Source organism: Mesorhizobium sp. M0195, from assembly GCF_040322115.1.
In the GTDB taxonomy this organism is placed as follows: domain Bacteria; phylum Pseudomonadota; class Alphaproteobacteria; order Rhizobiales; family Rhizobiaceae; genus Mesorhizobium.
Map to the genome: position 1 here is coordinate 357,280 of NZ_JAMYSV010000004.1, position 15,356 is coordinate 372,635.

The following is a 15,356-nucleotide window of genomic DNA, read 5'->3' on the forward strand; positions in this document are numbered from 1 at the left end:
CATGGCGGAGCTGCGTGGCGCGCTGATCGGCTGCGGCTTCTTTGCCGTCAACCAGATGCATGCCTGGCGCGACATAGAGAGCGCTTCGATTGCCGCCATCTGCGACCGCGATCCGGACCGGTTAAGGGTCGTCGGCGACCAGTTCAGCATCGCGCGGCGCTATACCGACGCTGCTGCGCTGTTTGCCGGCGAAAGGTTGGATTTCGTCGACATCGCTACCACCGCACCAAGCCACAGAACGCTCGTGGAGATGGCGGCGCAGTATGGCGTTCCGGTAATCTGCCAAAAGCCGTTCGCGCCGTCGCTTGCCGACGCCAAGGCCATGGTGAAAGCCTGCGCCGACGCCGGCGTGCCGTTGATGGTGCATGAAAATTTTCGCTGGCAGTCGCCGATCCAGGCGGTGCGTGCGGTGCTCGACAGCGGCGAAATCGGCACCCCCTTCTTCGGACGGATCTCGTTCCGATCGGCTTATGACGTGTTTTCCGGCCAGCCCTATCTGGCGACCGGAAGGCGCTTCATTATCGAGGATCTCGGCATCCATATCCTCGACATCGCCCGCTTTCTGCTGGGCGACGTCTCGACAGTCACCGCGCGAACGGCGCGCGTCAATCCCGGCATAACCGGCGAGGACGTTGCGACGATGCTGATGGACCACACGGGCGGCGCCACTTCCGTGGTCGACTGTAGCTACGCCAGCAAGCTCGCGACAGAGCCGTTCCCCGAGACGCTGATCGAGATCGATGGCAAGGACGGCACGATCCGGCTGGCGCAGGGCTACCGCCTCGCCGTCACCGGCAGGAGCGGGACGGTCGTTAGCGACGTCTCGCCGCCGCTGCTGGCCTGGGCATCGCGGCCGTGGCACAACATCCAGGAAAGCGTCGTCGCCATTCAAAAACATTGGGTCGATTGCCTGACCAACGGAACCGAGCCCGCGACCTCGGGCGCGGACAACCTCAAGACATTAGCGCTGGTCGAGGCAGCGTACGCCGGCGCCGCAAGCCGGGAGCCGGTGCAACTCGACGCCTTGCTGAAATGACAGCCGACGCCTTCCTCCTCTACGGCACACGTGCCGTTGAAGCCGAACCGGTCAGGCTGCAAGCCGGCGCGCTGACGGCGGACTTCGTCAACGGCAATCTGCGCACCATTCGGCATGGCGGCACCGAAGTTCTGCGCGCTATCGCCTACATCGTCAGGGATCGCGACTGGGGCACCTACGAGCCGACACTGGCCGACCTTGCCATCGAGCAGGATGCCGAGGCTTTTTCCGTCAGCTATACGGCAAGTTGCCAAGCGCCGGACGGCAGCCGGCTCGGCTTCCGCGCCACCATCAAGGGCTCCGCCGATGGCCAGCTGGTCTTCGACGTGAGCGCTCTTCCCGACAGCGATTTCGAAACCAATCGCTGTGGCTTCTGCATCCTGCATCCGATTGCCGGCTTGGCCGGCAGCCCGGTCACGGTCGAGCATACCGATGGCAGCGTGGTCGCGACCAGGCTTCCAGAGCTGATCGATCCCTGGCAGCCTTTCAAGGATCTGCGGGCGATCACCCATGAGGTCCGGCCGGGCGTCACCGCTGAATGCCGGATGGAAGGCGACATTTTCGAGATGGAGGACCAGCGCAACTGGTCGGATGCCTCCTACAAGACCTATGTCCGGCCGCTCGCGCTGCCATGGCCATACGTGCTGCCTGCCAGCAAGACCTTCCGCCAGACCATCAGCTTGCGGATGGCGGGTGGCGGGAAAGTGCCGGCTGCCGCGGCAAGCGCCGAACCGATTCGTATCACGCTCGGCCAAGCCGGACCGGTGCTGCCGGATGTCGGCGTGATCATCTACCCGGATGAGGTCGAGGCGGCGCTGGGCAAGCTGCCGATGCTGTCCGAGCTTGGCCCGCAGCAATTGATGTTCCACTTCGACCCGACGCGTGGCCATGGGCTCGACGCCTTGCGGGCTTACGCCCAGCTCGCCGCCGCCTATCCGGTCCGGACAACGCTCGAATGTGTCATTGCCGGCGACGGCGATCTCGACGCCGAGCTTTCGGGCGTCGCCGACAGGGTGCGGCAGGCCGGGCTCGAGCTTTCGGCCATTGCCGTTTCGCCCTCGGTCGACCGGCAGTCGACGCCACCGGGCAGCGCGTGGCCGCACTGCCCGCCGCTCGAAGGCGTCTATGCTGCGACGCGACGCGCCTTTCCCGACAGCCGCCTCGGCGGCGGCATGTTCAGCTATTTCACCGAACTCAATCGCAAGCGTGTGCCGACCGACCCGCTCGATTTCGTCACGCATTGCACCTGCCCGATCGTGCACGCCGCCGACGATCTCAGCGTCATGCAATCGTTGGAGACGCTGCCTTCCATCACAGCCTCGGTGAGGGCGATCTTCGGGCCAAAACCCTATCGGATCGGGCCGTCGACCATTGCCATGCGCCAGAACCCCTATGGCGGTGCGACCAAGGCCAATCCCGACAGTCAGCGCATTGCCATGGCCGACCGCGACCCTCGCCATACCGGGCTGTTCGGAGCCGCATGGACGATCGGCTATGCCGCACGTGTTGCGCCGGCCGAACTCGAAATGCTGACGCTCTGCAGCTTCACCGGACCTTCGGCGTGCTGGCCTCGTCGGGCGAACCTGTCGAAGAAGGTACACCCCGGCCGATTTTCCACGCGGTGAAAGGACTTTGCGATCTGGCCGGCCATGCGCATGTGGCGGCGACAACGACCGATGAGAGGCGGGTGCTGGCACTTGCCGGCTGCTCCCAGGCAGGCAAGATCATCGTCTGGCTGGCGAACCTTACTCCGGTCGACGTTTCGGTCGACGTTTCCGGGCTCGGCTCCGATCAGGGTCCTCTCAAGATTTGGGATGGACGACTATCACGCCAGATTCCGCGCGATACGTCGGGCCGAGACCATCTTGTGATGACACCCTACGCAATCGTCAGGATCGGCTGAAGTCATTTGCCGAGGCTCATGGGTAGCCGCACTTGCGTAGCGGTTGCGTGTAGCCGCAGCACTCCGCTGCCGAGTTGTCACCGGATTTGCTTTCGAAACTCGCCCGGTGCCATTCCAGTTGTCTTGGAAAAAAGACGGCTGAACGAGGCGACGTCCTGATAACCCACCCGATAGCAAATTTCTGAAACGCTCAGTTTCGTTTCCTCAAGCATGGACCTTGCCAACTCCAGCCGCCTTTCCTGGATCCATTTTCCCGGCGTTGTCTGGAGTTCGTCGAAAAACCTGCGAGACAGGGTTCGCGAAGACATGCCCAATTCGGTTGCCAGAAATTTCAGATCGATTTCCGACATCTTGTCTTTCGAGAGCTCACGCAACTTGTCCTCGAATGGGCTGGCTCCGTTCGAAATTCCATCGAGGGAAAATTCGTAGGGACTCTGGAATGTGCGCGGCGGCGGGAGAACCAGAAGTTTTCGAATGATCCGCTCTTCCTTCGAGAAGCCCAGATCGATCAGCAAAGCCCTGGCGAGTTCAAGTCCGGAAAACCCGCCTCCGCATGTGTAGAGGCGGTCCTGGCGAATGAGTAGGCGGGAAGCGTCCCATCGCACTTGCGGAAACCGGCGGCTTGCCTCGGCTCTCAGCCACCAGGATATCGTCGCGCGTTTACCGTCCAATAATCCCGAATTGGCGAGCAGATAAGACGCGCCGCAATGTGCTGCGATGATTGCGTCCTGCTGCTGCGCGAGCGCGATCAGCGGTTTTGAATGTTCACTCTCCTCGTCGAGCGAGCGCAGAAGCTGCGGAATCTCGACACCCGGCATGGCAATGAGAATCAGGACATCCATTTTCCGGGATGGTTGAGCTTTTGTCGGGAAGGAAATTCCGGTGCTTGATGCCGACGGCGCGCTCCTTGAAACGAACTCACAGGAGAGAACCTGCGAACGGCAGACGTCATTCACAAGCTGAAACATTTCCACGAGCGTCGAGACGACGGCCGAATAGAAATTCGACGGCAGCCAGATCACAACGTGGAGGCTCCTGACAGCCATTGCGGTACTCCAGTGTCGTTCTCGTGGATGGCAAGCCTAGCATAGTCTTTGCAAGAATTGCCAATTCCAGAACAAGCGCGCGGGCTCCAGGAGGGCCTATGCGGGCTTGCTGATGAAGGCGGGGCCGCGGAAATCCATGGCTGCGAAGATGCAAATGCTGAAATCGTTGAATGAAAACACGCGGCAATACATCGGATTCAGAGGGCAACAGAAAACTGCGTCGGTTCCGGGCTCAGGCTGATCTGTGGTCAGTCAGTAGGCCGAGAGCAGGTGCCGGCCGCTACGCCGGTCCGGACCTTGCTCTTGATTTTCAGCTGCCGGAGTTCATCACGTAAAGCGCACGCGAGCGTTCGAGGTGCTTGATCATCGCCTTCTCGGCGCCATCCGCATCCTTGGCTTCGATGCGTCCGATGATCTCTTCGTGCTCGGTCAGCGTGAACTTTTCCTTGCCGGTCCAGATCAGCATTTCGGTGTGGTATTCCTTTAGCCAGCCAAGCATTGCCTCGCTGACGGCGACATAGATCGGGTTGCCGGATATTGCCGAGATCTGGGTGTGGAATTTCATGTCGGCGGATATGAAGGCTTCCGAGTCGCCACGATGGCTGCGCTGCTCTGCAACCGTTGCGCGCAACCGCTGCACGTCCTCGGCGGTTGCCCTCTCCGCGGCTTCCCTGACCATGCCGCGCTCGAAGAAGATACGCGCGTTCTTGAGGTGCTCCAGCGTGTCCTTCGACGACGACAGGATGATCTTGGCGGCGCCGTCAACCTGTTTGATGATCGACTTGGCGGTCAGCTGCAGCACTTTCGCCCGCTCGCCATGCGAGATCGCGACGAGGCCCATATTGCTCAATGCCTGCATTGCCTCGCGGATCGCCGGCCTGCCGACCTCGAAGCGCTCCATCAATTCGCGCTCCGATGGCATGTCGTCACCCGGCAGCAATTCGCCGCTGGTGATCAGGCGCTTCAGTCTCAAGAATACTTCGTCGGAAAGCTTGCGCCGGACGATCGGCTCCGAACGGTTCATCGTCGCGAATCACTCCTTTGACCGGCCCCTATCTAGCATTTCCGGCGCGAATTCCGGAACGCCTGCTGCCGGCTCGCCCGGCTCTGCCCAGCCGGAGAGGGCTTGCAAAGCTTATGTACTCATTATACCAGATTTCAAGGGCCAAGGAACCTTTTTCGAACCACCCGGCAGGCCGCGCGAATATGATTGTTCTCACCTATCGCATCGAAACGCCCGGCAATATCGAGGCGCTGGCGGCCAAGATCGCAAGCGACCAGTCGACTGGAACCTTCGTCGCGCTGGCCGGCGAGACCGAAGAGCTCAAGGCCAGGGTCGCGGCGCGAGTCCTGGCGATACGGCATCTGCCCGATGCGGATCGGCCGTCTCTTCCCGAAACCGGTCCCGAAGCGCGCAATGGCCCGGTCAAGCGCGCCGACGTCGACATCGCGTTTCCGCTAGACGCCATCGGCACCGATTTGTCGGCGTTGATGACCATCGCCATCGGCGGCACATTTTCGATCAAGGGCCTGTCCGGTATCCGGATCGTCGACATGAGGCTACCCGAGGAGTACCGGGGCGCGCATCCGGGCCCGCAATTCGGCGTCACGGGCAGCCGCAGGCTGACCGGTGTCGCGGATCGTCCGATCATCGGGACCATCGTCAAGCCGGCGCTGGGGCTCCGCCCGCCCGAGACGGCCGCAATGGTGCAAGAGCTGATTGCCGCCGGCGTCGATTTCATCAAGGACGACGAGAAGCTGATGAGCCCGGCCTATTCACCGCTGTCGGAGCGGGTGAGGGCAATCATGCCGCTGATCCTCGACCACGAGCAGAAGACCGGCAAGAAGGTCATGTATGCCTTCGGCATCTCACATGCCGATCCCGACGAGATGATGCGAAACCACGACCTGGTGGCAAAGGCCGGCGGCAATTGCGCCGTGGTCAACATCAATTCGATCGGTTTCGGCGGCATGGCTTACCTTCGAAAACGCTCCAGCCTTGTGCTCCATGCCCACCGCAATGGCTGGGACATTCTCACCCGTCATCCCGGTCTCGGCATGGATTTCAAGGTCTGGCAGCAGTTCTGGCGCCTGCTTGGCGTCGACCAGTTCCAGATCAACGGCATCGCCTCGAAATACTGGGAACCCGACTGGTCCTTCGTCGAATCCTTCAAGGCGGTGACCACGCCGATCTTTTCGCCGGCCGATTGCGCATTGCCGGTCGCCGGTTCCGGCCAGTGGGGCGGGCAGGCGCCTGAAACCTTCCAGCGAACCGGCCGGACGGTCGATCTTCTCTATCTGTGCGGCGGTGGCATCGTCAGCCACCCGGACGGGCCGGGCGCCGGCGTGCGCGCCGTGCAGCAGGCCTGGCAGGCGGCGGTCCAGGATATTCCGTTGGCGGATTATGCCTTGAGCCATGTCGAGCTGGCGCGGTCGATCGAGAAGTTCGGCGGCGGCGAGGCGGCCTGACGCCATGCAAAACCTGCTTCTGAGTTACTATGGCGACGACCTGACCGGCTCGACCGACGTTATGGAAGCGCTCGAGCTCGGCGGCGTGCCGACCGTCCTGTTCATGCGCCAGCCGGACGCGGCGTTGCTTTCGCAATTTGCGCATTGCCGCGCCCTTGGACTGGCCGGCACCAGCCGCAGCGAGACGCCGCAGTGGATGGACACGCATCTGCGAGATGCCTTCGCCTGGCTGAAGACCGTCAACGCCGAGATCTGCCACTACAAGGTCTGCTCGACCTTCGATTCCAGCCCGGCGATCGGCAGCATCGGCCGGGCGATCGAGATCGGCCGCTCGGTTTTCCGGCAAGACGGCGTGCCGCTGGTGGTCGGCGCGCCGCAGCTGAAGCGCTACACCGCCTTCGGTCATCTGTTCGCGGCCTATCGCGAAAAATATTTCCGTATCGACCGCCATCCCGTGATGAGCCGCCATCCGATCACGCCGATGGACGAATCCGACCTGCTGATCCATCTGTCGCGCCAGACAGACCTTAGCTCGGGCCTGATCGACCTGGCGACGCTGCAGTCTGCGTCGCGGTCGGAAGCATTCGACCGGCTTGTGGAGGATGGCACAGGTATCGTGCTTGTCGATGTCGACAGCCTGGAAACCCAGGCGCTTGCCGGCAAGGAGATTTGGCGCGCTCACAAGCCGGGCGGTTATTTCGTCGTCGGCTCTTCGGGCATCGAATATGCCTTGCTGGTCGAATGGACATCGAACCGAATCGTGGATGCCAAACCCGCCTTTTCGCCGCCGGGCGCTGCCGACAGGATCGCCGTGGTCTCGGGGAGCTGCTCGCCGACGACGGAACGACAGATCCGGTATGCCCTGGCCGAAGGCTTCGACGGGATCGAGCTCGACCCGGTCGAACTGGTTTCTGAGGCTTCGAACGACGCTATTGCGCGCGCGGTCGCAACCGGCCGCTCCAGCCTACGGGCCGGGCGGAGCGTCATCCTCTACACCGCGCTCGGACCTGCGGCCGAGCGCGGTGCTGAAATCGATCTCAGGGAGGGCGCCCGCCATAAGCTCGGCCGCGGCCTTGGCGAGCTTCTCCGCGAACTGACGCTTCAAGAGAACCTGCCGCGCGTGGTCATCGCCGGCGGCGACACGTCGAGCCATGCACTTGGCCAGATGGGCGTCGACGCGCTGACGGTGCGAATGCCGCTGCCGGCATCGCCGGGCTCGCCGCTTTGTGTGGCGCATTCGCGCGTAAAGGCGATCGACGGGCTGGAAATTGCCCTCAAGGGCGGGCAGGTCGGAACCGACCGCTATTTCTCCGCTATTCGCGATGGGGTCGGCGGTTGAGAGCGGGGAATATCTGTTCAAATCGGTGATGCTCGATCGAGATCGGGGATAGTCATTAGCCGGCAAACCAGAAACCCCAGACGTTTAGGTCGGCGGCAATGCCACTCATCCCGCTATCTGGTACGGCCCATCGCCTTGCCTGGACGATATTGACGGGCATAGGCGACACAGGCGTCGACCGTGCTGACACAGAGCGCATCGCGGTTGTTCGGCAGGTTGTTGTCGCCGGCGTAGGCAACCTCCGCAACACGGCCGTCAACCATTCGAATTTGCGTGTTGCAATAGCCGCCGGGGGCGACGTTGACGGAACCTCCGAGCGCCGGGACCGGGCCAATGGCCACGGTCGGAACCACAATGTTGAGATTGCCGCGTTGAACGACGCGCTGATAGGTCCAGATCTGGCCGGATTTGCCGACATCGGCAGTGGCGGTCGGAAAGCCGGCGCACATTCGAACGTCCGCCTCGCTAAGGCCGACCATCTCCTTGCGGGCTGCCGCCGCCGTGGCGTCTTCCCTCGCGGTGCTCGAGGTGTCGTCGGGCATGACGCAGGAAGACAGGATGGCGGCGCCTGCCGATAGAAGGAGAAGGGCAAGCTTTCGGGTGTGGAATGATGTCATACCGACTTCGGATTGCACGGGAGCCCCGAATGCCAACCTAGGAAGTGGGCCAATCGAGTCAACCGGCAGAAAATTCACGAAGTCGTTTGGTAGGTCATTCCGCCGCGCGCATCCGCTGCAAGAGGTTGAGGCTGCCGCCGTGACCCTCGCGCCCTATCTTCCGCCTGGGCATCGGATTTCCCAAACCGACCCCTTCTTGTCAGACGTACTGGCGCACGGTGCTGTGACTTTGGTTCGGCCGACGGTGTGCTAGTTTCTGCCGATTGCTCCGGAGACGTCATGCCTATCAAGCTGCAAGAAATCGCCCTCGCTCTTCTGCTGTTGGTTGCCGGAACTGGGGTCGGTCACGCGGAGACGGCCCAGCGGCCGCCGCCCACCGGCGGGGTTCTCTCGCTCCTGCCACCGCCGCAGACTTCCGATCATTCGATCGTCATTGCCGGACGCACGCTCGATTACGAGGCCAGGGCCGGCACGCTGTCATTACCGTCCGGCAAAGGCGATATCACCGCCGAGATTTTCTATGTCGCCTATGCTCTGCACGCCGGGAAAGAAACGGGACCGGATCCGCGTCGCCCGATCACCTTCGTTTTCAATGGCGGTCCGGGAGCAGCTTCCGCCTATCTTCATTTGGGCGCGCTCGGTCCGCGGGTTCTGGCGACAGCGGCCGATGGAAGTTTCCTGCCGCCGCCGCAGAGGCTGTTCGACAACCCCAACACTTGGCTCGACATGACCGACCTGGTCTTTGTGGACCCTGTCGGAACCGGTTACAGCCGTGAAGCGCCCGGCACGGAAGCACACAGCTTCTGGGGCGTCAGCCAGGACGCCGCGTCGATAGGCGCGTTTATCCGGCTCTATCTGGCGCAGACCAGCCGTACGGCATCGCCTGTCTTCCTGGCTGGTGAAAGCTATGGCGGCTTTCGAGCAGCATTGCTCGCCAGGAAGCTTCAGGAAGACATCGGCATCAGCCCGAGTGGCGTCGTGCTGATCTCGCCGGCGCTCGAATTCACGCTGGTGCGTCCGGACGAGTTCCAGCCGCTCCACTGGGCGCTGGAACTGCCGTCGCTGGCGGCAGTGCGCCTGCACAGCGAAGGCGTTTCCGGTCCGGCCCTGCAGGAGCGGCTGGCGGAAGTCGAACGCTATGCGCTCGGCGATTATCTGGCCGCGCTGGCAGGTGGGCTGGAGCAGGGTGGACGCCTGGCGAGCCAGCGTGTCGCCGCAATCACCGGTCTGCCGCTCGATCTCGTCCAGCGGCACTTTGCACGCATTCCCATAGGGCTGTTCGCCAAGGAGTTTGCACGGGCAAAGGGCAATGTTCTCAGCGCCTATGACGGCAACATCGCAACGGCGGATTTGGCGCCGGAGAGCTTGGGAGTCGAGGGTCCCGATCCGGTGCTCGACCGAAGCGTGCCGGCGCTTACCTCCGCTTTCGTCGGCTATGTGCGTGATGAATTGAACTTCCGTACGGATATCAGCTATCGGCTGCTCAACCGCGAAGTCAGCGGCAATTGGGATTATGGAACGAGCCCGACGCGTCAGGGCTATGCGGGTGTCATGGACGACCTTCAGCAGGCGCGCACGCTGAACCCCAGCCTCGGCGTGCTGATCGTCAACGGCTATAGCGACCTGGTGACGCCGTACATGGGCTCGCGCTACCTGCTTGGTCAAATTCCTTCGCTTGCCGGCGCAAAGCCCATTCGCAGCGAGGTGCTGGAAGGCGGGCACATGATGTATCTGAGGCCGGACGGGCGGGCGGCGCTGAAGCAGGCTGCGTCCGAGCTTTACCGAACGACGCAATGAGACGATTTGCGCAAAAAAGCGTCGGATGCGCTGTTCGCCCTCTCATCAGGCCCTAGTTCCATCGCGATTGATCGGTTACACACCTAGGATGGCGTCTTTTAGCGACGTTCGACAGCGGATTAGCCGGCTCTCCAGAATCGCGCCACTGGCGCGGCGTGCTGCCGAGCGGGCTATGCGGAATACCAGGCCACACAGGCTGACAAGCCTCGTAGACCGCTGGAACGCGCTGTCGCTGGCCACGCAGTTCCTGCTCGCGGGTGGTCTATTCTCCCTGTCGGCCATGGTGGTGGTGGGGATTTCAGTCACGAACCATATAGAAACCGTGGTCACGCAGAATTCGGCTTCCGCTACGGCTCTTTACGTGGACAGCGTTATTGCGCCGCTGCTTCCGGATATGCGCAAGAGCGAAGTCCTCGACGAGAGCGTAGCCCATGCGCTCGATGAAACGCTGGGACAAGGGGCACTCGGCACAAGGCTCGAATCCTTCAAGCTCTGGCGTCGCGACGGAACCATCCTGTATTCGACCGACAAGACATTGATCGGCAAGCGCTTTGAACCCAGCGACAATCTCCGGGCGGCATTCGCCGGCCAAATGGTTTCGGAGTTCGACAGGCTCGACGATCCAGACAGTGAGGCCGAAAGAGCCAGCGGCTTGCATCTCCTCGAGATTTACAATCCGGTGCTGCAGCCATGGTCGGGGGAAGTGGTGGCCGTTTCGGAATTCTACGAGGTCGCCACTGATTTTGAAAAAAACCTGCATCAGGCACTCATTCGAACCTGGCTGGACGTTGCCGCCGTCACAGCGGCCTTCTTTCTTGGGCTGTCGGCAATCGTGTTCCGTGGCAGCCGCACGATCAGCTCACAGAGCCGCTCGTTGAAGCAGCGCATTGCCGAGCTTTCCGATCTGCTCGCTCAAAACAGACTTTTGAGGCTGCGGGTGCAGCGCGCTTCGCAGCGTGCCACCGCACTCAACGAACGCTATCTCAGGCGCATCGGCGCGGACTTGCACGATGGCCCCGCGCAACTGGTTGCTCTCGCGGCGCTGGGGATCGATAGCCCGGTCATTGCCGATCCTGCTACGCCGCAATCGAAGCGTGCGCAGGAATTGCGGGCCATCAAAGCACATCTGGACGATGCCATGCGCGAGATCAGGAGCATCAGCAAGGGCCTTGTCCTGCCGCATATAGAGCATGCCGAACTGGGTGAAATTCTCCAGATTGCCGTACAGGCGCACGAAGAACGAACCGGCGTCAAAGTAAGATTATCCATGACCGGCGGCCATACACCGCTGTCGCCGGCGGCCAGGATCTGTATCTTCCGCTTCGTCCAGGAGACGCTGAACAATGGATTCCGTCATGCCGGAGGTGAAGGTCAGTCGGTCGAGAAACATTTCGACGGCGAACACGTTTGTATCGAAGTGTCCGACGCCGGCCCCGGCTTTGATCCACAAATCGTGCGTCCCGAGGGGCTGGGGCTCGTTGGGCTGCGCGAGCGGGTGGAAAGCCTCGGGGGCCAGTTTACCGTGACGTCCTCACAAAGTGGCACGATCGTGAAAATGGCTCTCAACATCGTTGAAATGGGGCAGACATGACAGCAGCCATCAGGCTCGCCATCGTTGACGACCACCCGCTGTTCAGGGAAGGCGTTGTGCGCACGCTCGATCAGATCGGCGGGTTCGAGATCGTCGGCGAAGGAAGCAGCAGGGATGATGCCTTGCGGATAGTCGAAGACCGGCGGCCCGACATTCTGCTGATGGACATCTCGGTGCCCGGAGGCGGCCTCAGCGTGATCGGACCGGCCCTGGAGAGCCATCCGGCACTGAAAATCGTGATGCTGACCGTTTCGGAAGAAAACCAGCACGTGATGACCGCATTGCAGAGCGGGGCAAGGGGCTATGTTCTGAAGGGGGTCGGATCGAGGACGTTGGCTACGATCCTGCGCACGGTAGCGTCGGGCGAACGATATGTCTGTCCACAATTGTCGGCACGCCTGTTGGCCGATCTGTCGGCTCAATCAAATGAGCCGGCGAAAGCCGACGGACTTGCCGAACTCACCAGCCGCGAAAGGGAGATCCTGACGCTGGTTGCCGCGGGCCTGAGCAACAAACGGATTGGGCTTCGGCTGAACCTGCATGAGAAAACGATAAAGCACCACATGACGCGAATCCTGGCCAAGCTCAACGTCAGCAACAGGACCGAAGCCGCAATGACTTTACGCGATGCGACTGAGCGCCGGCATTCGCCTGTTCGCGATCATGCTTGAGCCGAAACAGCCTCACGGGGCGGCTGTGTGATCTGGCCGTCAGTTGATCATTTCAAGCAACCTGTCCCGATCGGAACGCGTCGCCAGGCGCCGAATGATGGTACGGCCCTTGGCATCGCGCATTTCATATTGGCCGCTATCAACGCGCTCGCTGAGGCCGTTCGAATGCACCACGCCAATGCTCGGCCCACTCACCTCGATCCGGTCTCCCGTGGTTGCATTGATAAAGAGTTTTGGCCTGCTGCCCGGGGTTACCGCGGCGGCGGGATCAGGGAGATTGTCGTCCTGCGACTTTGCTTTGCCCTTGCCGGCTCCGGCATTCGAGTTTGAATTGCCGGAGTTTCCACCCGGATTGCCGGAATTGCCGCCCCCATTCCCATTTCCGTTCCCGCCATTGCCGTTGCCGTTCCCGCCGTCTTTGGCCCAGGCAGCCAGCGGGCCGAGCGGCTGCGATAGTCCGTCGAACACGACGCGATAGGGGCTCACGACGAGAACGAAGGTCAAAACGACTACAGAAATGCCGACATGACGTCCTCGCGAAGATCCGGTCCTTCGTCTCCGGGTCGTCATCAATGAACTTGCCAGTCGCATGGCGGAAATCCCCTTAATCATACGGACCTTTCGTGCTGCCTCCTGTTCGAATTCGTGCGATGCTTAAAACAATGGTTTGTATCGGCAAGGTCAAGACCCACCAGTCCCACGAGGGTAACTGGTGGGCCTCGCTGGCGCAGGAAGGGACTATTTACTGCGCAAGTCTTTTGCCTTCGCTTCGTTGCGTCTCTCGGCGGGGGCGCCGAGTTCTCACCGTCAGCCAACAATAAATCCAATGGCTGCGATCCCGAAACACAGGCCAAATAATGGAAAAAGCAGCCAACGCGCCTGGTGAACGCTCGAATCCATAGCGGCCTCCTGTAACAGTCGGCATCGCAACGGGGCTCTTCTGAACTCGGTTCCTGAAACTCTCGCGTTTCGGGCTTTTGCGATAGCAGCCTCGGACCAAAGTTCGGCTGTGCAGGCCCTTGGTCGACAGGCCTACAGACTGAAGTCCCTATGCAAGGAGCCGCCTGCATTCGGCGACCTTTGTGTCCACTAGGCGGCGCGATCCACCGGTCCCTTCGAATGCTTTACCTTCCTGGCTCTATGGCGAAGCGACATTGGTCCACTGCATGTCATTGAAACGTCACCAGTAGAGACCCATATGCGGATTGCGTCGGATGTCTCCTCCCATTGCGTCCGGCGCGTTCCCCTCTGGAGGTTACAGACCTTCACGCTTGGCCGGGCTCAACAGTCCGGCCTTTTCTTTTGGTCATCGCGTCTGGGTCGAGCATCGTCCTGCCGCAGCGCGCCGCTTCAGTTGCGAGGAGGGAGCTGCTGGACAGACCATGTGTTGCCGTCAGGATCCTCAAAGAAGACAAATCTGCCCCAGGGAAAATCCTTGATATCGCTGACCTCGATGCCTTGGGCGGCCAGATGCCGGTGCGCCTCATCGATGTCGGGCACAACCAGCTGCAGACCCCGTATGGATCCCGGGGTGCTGTCGACGATGCCTTTGCCCATGGCAATCGAACAGGCCGAACCGGGCGGCGTCAATTGCACGAAACGTATCTCGTCGCTTACCGTGTGATCATGATCGAGGTGAAAGCCGACCTTCCCAACATAAAAGGCGATGGCATTGTCGACGTCCGATACGGGGACCGGGACCAGTTCCAGCTTCCAACTCCATGACAACCCTTTCGCAGCTTTCGCCAAGTGGTGCCGAACACCGTGGGCGACATCCCGCCATCTTCCCAATGCCATTGTCGGCGCGGGCCGCTCAATCGGTCAAGAGATATCCGGCAAAAGCCGGGTTCGGGCAACGTGAGGACTGGTCTCATTGCTGACGGCGTTCGGAACCGATAAGCGCAAGCTCAGTGTTGGCCAAGGCGTTCTCGTGCTTTCCGCCACGCCCGAACCGGGCAGGGTGGCGGTTCGGCCGAGTTTGCCGCGCGCTATGCAGCGCGCTTCGGACCGATCGGCAATTATGCCGTGAACGCCCACGATTCGGCCTGTCTTCTTCTTGCCGCGATCAAAGACGCCAGCACTGTATCCAAGGGACATCCGAGCCGGTGCGACGTTCTAGCGGCAGTGCGCGATATCCGTTTCAAGGGAATCGCCTATCGCGAGGCCGTACGGTGGAATGAAAGGCGACAATCTGGCCGCGGTGACTGCACTCAACGTGGTGGAAAACGGCCACTTCCGACAGATCGCCGAAATCCGGCAGATGCAGAGTGTCGAGCAGACCAACCCCCGACAGGCTCTCCGACCGAACCGCTTTCCGCCGCTTTGCCAGGCGATTTTCACAGGACCGCGAAACAATTATCTCCGGTCGCCGTTTCGCCCGCAGAACCTTTCGAGGAGGCGACGATGAGCGCAACCGGCTTGGACGTTTTTGACAAAACGCTGCAAATAACAAACATCTGGCTAGACGAGATCATGGTGGATCTTGGTCCGGATCGACACGTCGCCTGGCATACATTGGGCGCCGTTCTGCGAACCCTTCGGGACAGGCTGCAGGTCGGACTGGCGGCCAAATTGGGAGCGGAACTGCCGCTGCTCGTGCGGCCTACTATGATCGCTATCGGCCCGCCGACATGCCCGACAAGACACGCTCGCTCGAGGAGTTCCTGCAACACATCGCCGATGAATTGAAATCGACCCGTGCTGTCGATCCCGGGGATGCGGCACGCTCGGTGCTGCGTGTGCTTGCACGGCATATCGACCTTGGCCAGTCGGCAAAGGTGCGGGATGCGCTGCCAAAGGAAATCCAGGTCCTCTGGCCTGAAAGCGTGGGCGTCAAATAGCGGCGATCCTGCTCATGCGGACGCGCGACGGACCGAAGCTTCGAACG

11 protein-coding genes and 2 pseudogenes are annotated in these 15,356 nt (G+C 61.5%); 8 read left to right on the forward strand and 5 right to left on the reverse strand.

What is annotated here, in order from left to right; genetic code table 11:
- The first annotated feature begins 1 nt into the window (after position 1).
- Together NKJ12_RS12200 and apnL are read left to right on the forward strand one after the other, a co-directional pair.
- Positions 2-1,036 carry a Gfo/Idh/MocA family protein gene (locus NKJ12_RS12200; protein ID WP_352702877.1) on the forward strand — a complete coding sequence of 345 codons (1,035 nt, stop codon included), beginning with the start codon at positions 2-4 and terminating at the stop codon, positions 1,034-1,036.
- Positions 1,033-2,939 (forward strand): annotated as a pseudogene (gene apnL / locus NKJ12_RS12205) (D-apionate lactonase). Before NKJ12_RS12200 ends, apnL begins: the two are co-directional and overlap by 4 nt.
- Positions 2,940-3,016: 77 nt before the next feature.
- Here the strand turns inward: apnL and NKJ12_RS12210 are convergent.
- Positions 3,017-3,985, reverse strand: coding sequence for a GlxA family transcriptional regulator (locus NKJ12_RS12210; RefSeq protein ID WP_352702879.1), 969 nt, complete (start codon positions 3,983-3,985; stop codon positions 3,017-3,019).
- Between the two features lie 310 nt (positions 3,986-4,295).
- Entirely contained in the window at positions 4,296-5,009 is a 714-nt protein-coding gene (locus NKJ12_RS12215) for a transcriptional regulator NanR (RefSeq protein WP_254817024.1), read from the reverse strand.
- A 182-nt stretch (positions 5,010-5,191) separates the two neighbouring features.
- On the opposite strand from NKJ12_RS12215, the gene oiaX reads away from it, so the two are divergent.
- Positions 5,192-6,454 (forward strand): 3-oxo-isoapionate-4-phosphate decarboxylase OiaX, encoded by a 1,263-nt coding sequence (gene oiaX, locus NKJ12_RS12220; protein ID WP_352506274.1) that lies wholly within the window; start codon positions 5,192-5,194, stop codon positions 6,452-6,454.
- A 4-nt stretch (positions 6,455-6,458) separates the two neighbouring features.
- Positions 6,459-7,793, forward strand: a complete 1,335-nt coding sequence (locus NKJ12_RS12225) for a four-carbon acid sugar kinase family protein (RefSeq protein WP_352702881.1) — start codon at positions 6,459-6,461, stop codon at positions 7,791-7,793.
- A 113-nt stretch (positions 7,794-7,906) separates the two neighbouring features.
- Here the strand turns inward: NKJ12_RS12225 and NKJ12_RS12230 are convergent, their stop codons facing one another.
- On the reverse strand, positions 7,907-8,410 hold the full coding sequence (locus NKJ12_RS12230) for a hypothetical protein (protein ID WP_352506272.1): 504 nt from the start codon (positions 8,408-8,410) through the stop codon (positions 7,907-7,909).
- A 279-nt stretch (positions 8,411-8,689) separates the two neighbouring features.
- Here NKJ12_RS12230 and NKJ12_RS12235 point away from each other — a divergent pair, with 279 nt between their 5' ends.
- The 3 genes from NKJ12_RS12235 (at position 8,690) to NKJ12_RS12245 (ending at position 12,469) form a co-directional block, all read left to right on the forward strand.
- Positions 8,690-10,207 (forward strand): S10 family peptidase, encoded by a 1,518-nt coding sequence (locus NKJ12_RS12235; RefSeq protein ID WP_352702883.1) that lies wholly within the window; start codon positions 8,690-8,692, stop codon positions 10,205-10,207.
- 172 nt (positions 10,208-10,379) lie between these two features.
- A complete protein-coding gene (locus NKJ12_RS12240; RefSeq protein WP_352702885.1) occupies positions 10,380-11,798 on the forward strand; it encodes a sensor histidine kinase in 1,419 nt (472 codons plus the stop codon).
- Entirely contained in the window at positions 11,795-12,469 is a 675-nt protein-coding gene (locus NKJ12_RS12245; protein WP_352478353.1) for a LuxR C-terminal-related transcriptional regulator, read from the forward strand. Before NKJ12_RS12240 ends, NKJ12_RS12245 begins: the two co-directional genes overlap by 4 nt.
- A gap of 39 nt (positions 12,470-12,508) precedes the next feature.
- Here the strand turns inward: NKJ12_RS12245 and NKJ12_RS12250 are convergent, their stop codons facing one another.
- Entirely contained in the window at positions 12,509-12,973 is a 465-nt protein-coding gene (locus tag NKJ12_RS12250) for a hypothetical protein (RefSeq protein ID WP_352702887.1), read from the reverse strand.
- 846 nt (positions 12,974-13,819) lie between these two features.
- A complete protein-coding gene (locus NKJ12_RS12255; protein WP_352702890.1) occupies positions 13,820-14,218 on the reverse strand; it encodes a VOC family protein in 399 nt (132 codons plus the stop codon).
- Positions 14,219-14,872: 654 nt separating this feature from the next.
- Here NKJ12_RS12255 and NKJ12_RS12260 point away from each other — a divergent pair.
- A pseudogene (locus NKJ12_RS12260) lies at positions 14,873-15,309 on the forward strand (DUF2267 domain-containing protein).
- Positions 15,310-15,356: the final 47 nt, after the last annotated feature.

What these genes read in the sequence shown, in the direction of transcription:
- NKJ12_RS12200 (WP_352702877.1), top strand. Translation starts at nt 2, where the DNA reads ATGGCGGAGCTGCGTGGCGCGCTGATCGGCTGCGGCTTCTTTGCCGTC.
- NKJ12_RS12210 (WP_352702879.1), bottom strand. Translation starts at nt 3,985, where the DNA reads ATGGCTGTCAGGAGCCTCCACGTTGTGATCTGGCTGCCGTCGAATTTC.
- NKJ12_RS12215 (WP_254817024.1), bottom strand. Translation starts at nt 5,009, where the DNA reads ATGAACCGTTCGGAGCCGATCGTCCGGCGCAAGCTTTCCGACGAAGTA.
- oiaX (WP_352506274.1), top strand. Translation starts at nt 5,192, where the DNA reads ATGATTGTTCTCACCTATCGCATCGAAACGCCCGGCAATATCGAGGCG.
- NKJ12_RS12225 (WP_352702881.1), top strand. Translation starts at nt 6,459, where the DNA reads ATGCAAAACCTGCTTCTGAGTTACTATGGCGACGACCTGACCGGCTCG.
- NKJ12_RS12230 (WP_352506272.1), bottom strand. Translation starts at nt 8,410, where the DNA reads ATGACATCATTCCACACCCGAAAGCTTGCCCTTCTCCTTCTATCGGCA.
- NKJ12_RS12235 (WP_352702883.1), top strand. Translation starts at nt 8,690, where the DNA reads ATGCCTATCAAGCTGCAAGAAATCGCCCTCGCTCTTCTGCTGTTGGTT.
- NKJ12_RS12240 (WP_352702885.1), top strand. Translation starts at nt 10,380, where the DNA reads ATGCGGAATACCAGGCCACACAGGCTGACAAGCCTCGTAGACCGCTGG.
- NKJ12_RS12245 (WP_352478353.1), top strand. Translation starts at nt 11,795, where the DNA reads ATGACAGCAGCCATCAGGCTCGCCATCGTTGACGACCACCCGCTGTTC.